Source organism: Corallococcus sp. AB030 (assembly GCF_003668965.1).
Lineage (GTDB): Bacteria > Myxococcota > Myxococcia > Myxococcales > Myxococcaceae > Corallococcus > Corallococcus exiguus.
Window position 1 is genome coordinate 1 of the sequence record NZ_RAWQ01000385.1, and the last position, 3,632, is coordinate 3,632.

Here is a 3,632-nt window from a genome sequence, read left to right on the forward strand (position 1 = left end):
GGTGTGCCCGCGCACCCGCCCGCCCCGTTGCACGTCTCATCCACCGTGCACGCATCCCCGTCATCACACGCGTCACCGGCCGCCTTGTACGAATAGGAGCACGTCCCGTCGCTGCATGTGCCCGCCGCCGCGTAGCACTGCCCCGGAGGACTGCCGCACTGGGTGGCTCTTCCCGCGCACACGCCCGCGCCGTTGCATACGTCCGTCTCGGTGCACGCATCCCCGTCATCGCAGGTGGTCCCAGCCGCCTTCAGCGCGTAGCTGCACACGCCATTGCTGCACGTCCCCGCCGCCTCGTAGCACTGACTCGGTGCGCTGTTGCACGTCACCCCAGCACATGCGTCGTACCCGTACACCTCCGCCGTCTTCAGGCTCGCGCCGGTGGCGCCAATACCGCCCGCCACCAACACCTTGGCCTGCGTCGCCAGCGACACCGCCACATGCGAATACCTCGCACCGGCCATGGGGCCCGCCGCGCTCCACTGCCGGGTGGCCGGGTCGTACACCTCCGAGCTCGCCAGTGCGGCCGTCGCTGCGCTGCCATACATGCCTCCAGTCACCAGCACCTTGCCGGTGCTCAGCAGGGTTGCCGAGTGCAGCTCCCTGGCCGTGCCCAGCGCGCCCGTCGCGCTCCACTGCCCGGTGCCCGGGTCGTATTCCTCCGCTGTCGCCAGCAGCCCGCTGCTGTTACGGCCACCCACCACCAGCACCTTGCCCGAAGGCAGCAGCGTCGCCGTGTGGTTGTAGCGCGCCGCCGCCAGGCTTCCCGTCGCCGTCCAGGTATTGCTCGTCGGGTCATACACTTCCGCCGTCGCCAGGCTCGCGCCCCCGACGCCGCCCGCCACCAGCACCTGCCCGGTCGTCAGCAGCGTCGCCGTATGGTCGCGCCGCGCCGCTCCCAGATTCGGACCCACGCTCCAGGTTCCCGCCACTGGCTCATACACATCCACACTGAGCTTGGGGCCGCCGGAGTTGCCCCCGCCCGCCACCAGCACCTTGCCCGAAGGCAACAGCGTCGCCGTCAGGGAAGCCCGTGCCACGCCCGTCGCGAAGCTCCCCGCGGAGGCCCAGGTATTGGTGTCCGGGGAATACACCGCCGTGGAAGCCAGACGGCCCGTCGCGTTCTCTCCGCCAACCACGAGCACCTTGCCCGAAGGCAGCAGCGCCGCGGTGTGGATCTGCCGGGGCTCCGGCATGGAGGCGGCCGCTGTCCACGCGCCAGTAGCGGGGTCGAAGAGGGTGGAGGAGGACAGATACCCGCTGGCGTTGTAGCCGCCCGTCACCAGCACCTTGCCGGAAGGCAGCACCACGCTCGCGTGGTACTTGCGGGCCTCCGCCATCGGCGCGGTCTCGGTCCACCCTTCCACCACCAATGGGGAAGCGCTCTGGGCCGGTGTCTTCTCTTCCGGTGGTTTGCTGCTACAGCTTACGAGTACGCAGACAAATCCCAACAGCAGAGCCCTGCTGGCTCTCAACACATTCATGATAACTCCAGGGAATGGAGGCGCTCAGAGAGGCCTCCAAGGGTTTGCTTTGGCCAGCCAGCATGCCAGACAGAGAACCCGCATGCCTATGCCCCCTGGGGCATGATCAATGATTCATGGGATGGCGCTCTGTTTGGGTGCATACGGCAGCCCCATTCGTGGTCGTGGGACAGCTACCCGTGAGTATTCATTGAGCGCCCGGGGGTGTTGACTGACTCATTCGCGTCGAGAGCCAGCAACTCGGTCTGGCCGACGGCGTGCCCGAGCATTCGTTTCCGGCGAGGGTCTGGGCGTGTCGATACGGACACCGGATCGACCCATGTTCCATCGGAAGGCTGGATGTCTTCGAGGGTGATAGCGGCCTGAGGGTCCCACCGACCCCACGAGCGAGCCCCGTCAATGTATGCGCTTGGGCTGGCTGCTGGATCAATGACGCGCGGAGCAATACCGATAACGCATCACGCGATGAGACAGGCTGACGGATGTCTTCTTCGGCCTGCTGGCGCCTTCGCCCTTGGGTTTTCCGGGTGTACACCCCGTCGAGCCAAAGCCTCCGTGCGTTGGGACGCACGGAGGCTTCGACGCTGAATTCAACGGGTGTGACTGGGTTGATTCCTACTCACACTTCGACTCAGTACGGCGCGCACTTCCATTCGTTACGACCGGTGGGACCGCCGTAAGCGAAGCAGGTAGAACCCACCGGCCTGCAGTCCTGACCTTCCGGGTTGACGGGGGGCCAGCATTCATTGGATGGGCACCTCGTGCTGCACGAACCCACCAACTGCCAGAGCCCATCGTTGGAGACGCAGGCGCCATCGCTGCACATCTCAAATTGGCTGTTGCACGTCTGGACCAGGGTGTCGGTGGAGCCGCAGGTGCCGCTGCCGCTGCAACCGGTGCCGGTCGTCCTGCGGACGGTGTTGCCGCTGCAGTAGGTCGTGCTCGCGGTGGAGCACGTCTGGACCAGGGTATCGGTGGAGCCGCAGTTGCCACTGCTGCAACCGGTGCCGGTCGTCCTGCGAACGTTGTTGCCGCTGCAGTAGGTCGTGCTCGCGGTGGAGCACGTCTGGACGAAGGAATCGGAGGAGCCACAGGAGCCGCCGCTGCAACCGGTGCCGGTGGTCTTCCGCACATCATTGCCGCTGCAGTAGTTGGTGCTCGCGGTGGAGCACGTCTGGACGAACTGCTGGCTGGATGAGCAGGAACCTCCGCTGCAGCCGCCATTGACGGTCTGGTAGACGCTGTTGCCGCTGCAGAAGGGGCTGCTGGTGCCGGTCGTGCACGTCTGGACGAGCGTATCGGTGGAGCCACAGGAGCCGTCGCTGCATCCGGTGCCGGTGGTCCTGCGAACGGTGTTGCCGCTGCAGTAGTTGCTGCTCGCGGTGGAGCACGTCTGGACGGCGGTATCAGTCGAGCCGCAGGAGCCACCGCTGCAGCCGGTGCCGGTGACCTTCCGGACGGTGTTGCCGCTGCAGTAGTTGCTGCTGGAGGTGGAGCACGACTCGATGAGCTGCTGGGAGGACGTGCAGGCACCGCTGGAGCAGCCGCCATAGACGGTCCGGTAGGCACCGTTGCCACTGCAGAAGGGGCCACTGGTGCCGGTCTGGCACGTCTGCACGAGGGTGTCCGTGGAGCCGCAGGAACCGCCGCTGCAGGTGCCCGTGCCACTGGTGCGCCGCAAGTCATTGCCGCTGCAGTAGTTGGTGCTCGCGGTGGAGCACGTCTGGACCAGGGTGTCGGTGGAGCCGCAGGAGCCGCCGCTGCAAGTGCCGGTGCCAGTGGTCTTCCGGACGGTGTTGCCACTGCAGTAGTTGCTGCTGGAGGTGGAGCACGTCTCGACGAGTTGCTGGCTGGACGCGCAGGCGCCTCCGCTGCAGCCGGCATTGAGGGTCCGATAGACGCTGCTGCCGCTGCAGAAGGGGCTGCTGGTGCCGGTCGGGCACGTCTGGACGAGCGTGTCGGTGGAGCCACAGGAGCCGTCGCTGCAACCGGTGCCGGTGGTCTTCCGCACGTCATTGCCATTGCAGTAGTTGCTGCTCGAGGTGGAGCACGTCTGGACGAGGGTGTCGGTGGAGCCGCAGTTGCCGCCGCTGCAACCGGTGCCGGTCAGCTTCCGGACGGTGTTGCCGCTGCAGTAGTTGCTGCTGG

Annotated in this window: 1 protein-coding gene and 1 pseudogene; both read right to left on the bottom strand. The window is 66.6% G+C overall.

The features are described from left to right. Nucleotides 1-1,340, bottom strand: a 1,340-nt coding sequence (locus tag D7Y15_RS44500) for a kelch repeat-containing protein (RefSeq protein ID WP_304988700.1), incomplete at its 3' end; no start/stop codon positions are given. Nucleotides 1,341-2,115: 775 nt separating this feature from the next. Continuing rightward, a pseudogene (locus D7Y15_RS45045) lies at nucleotides 2,116-3,632 on the bottom strand (hypothetical protein); the annotation flags it as partial.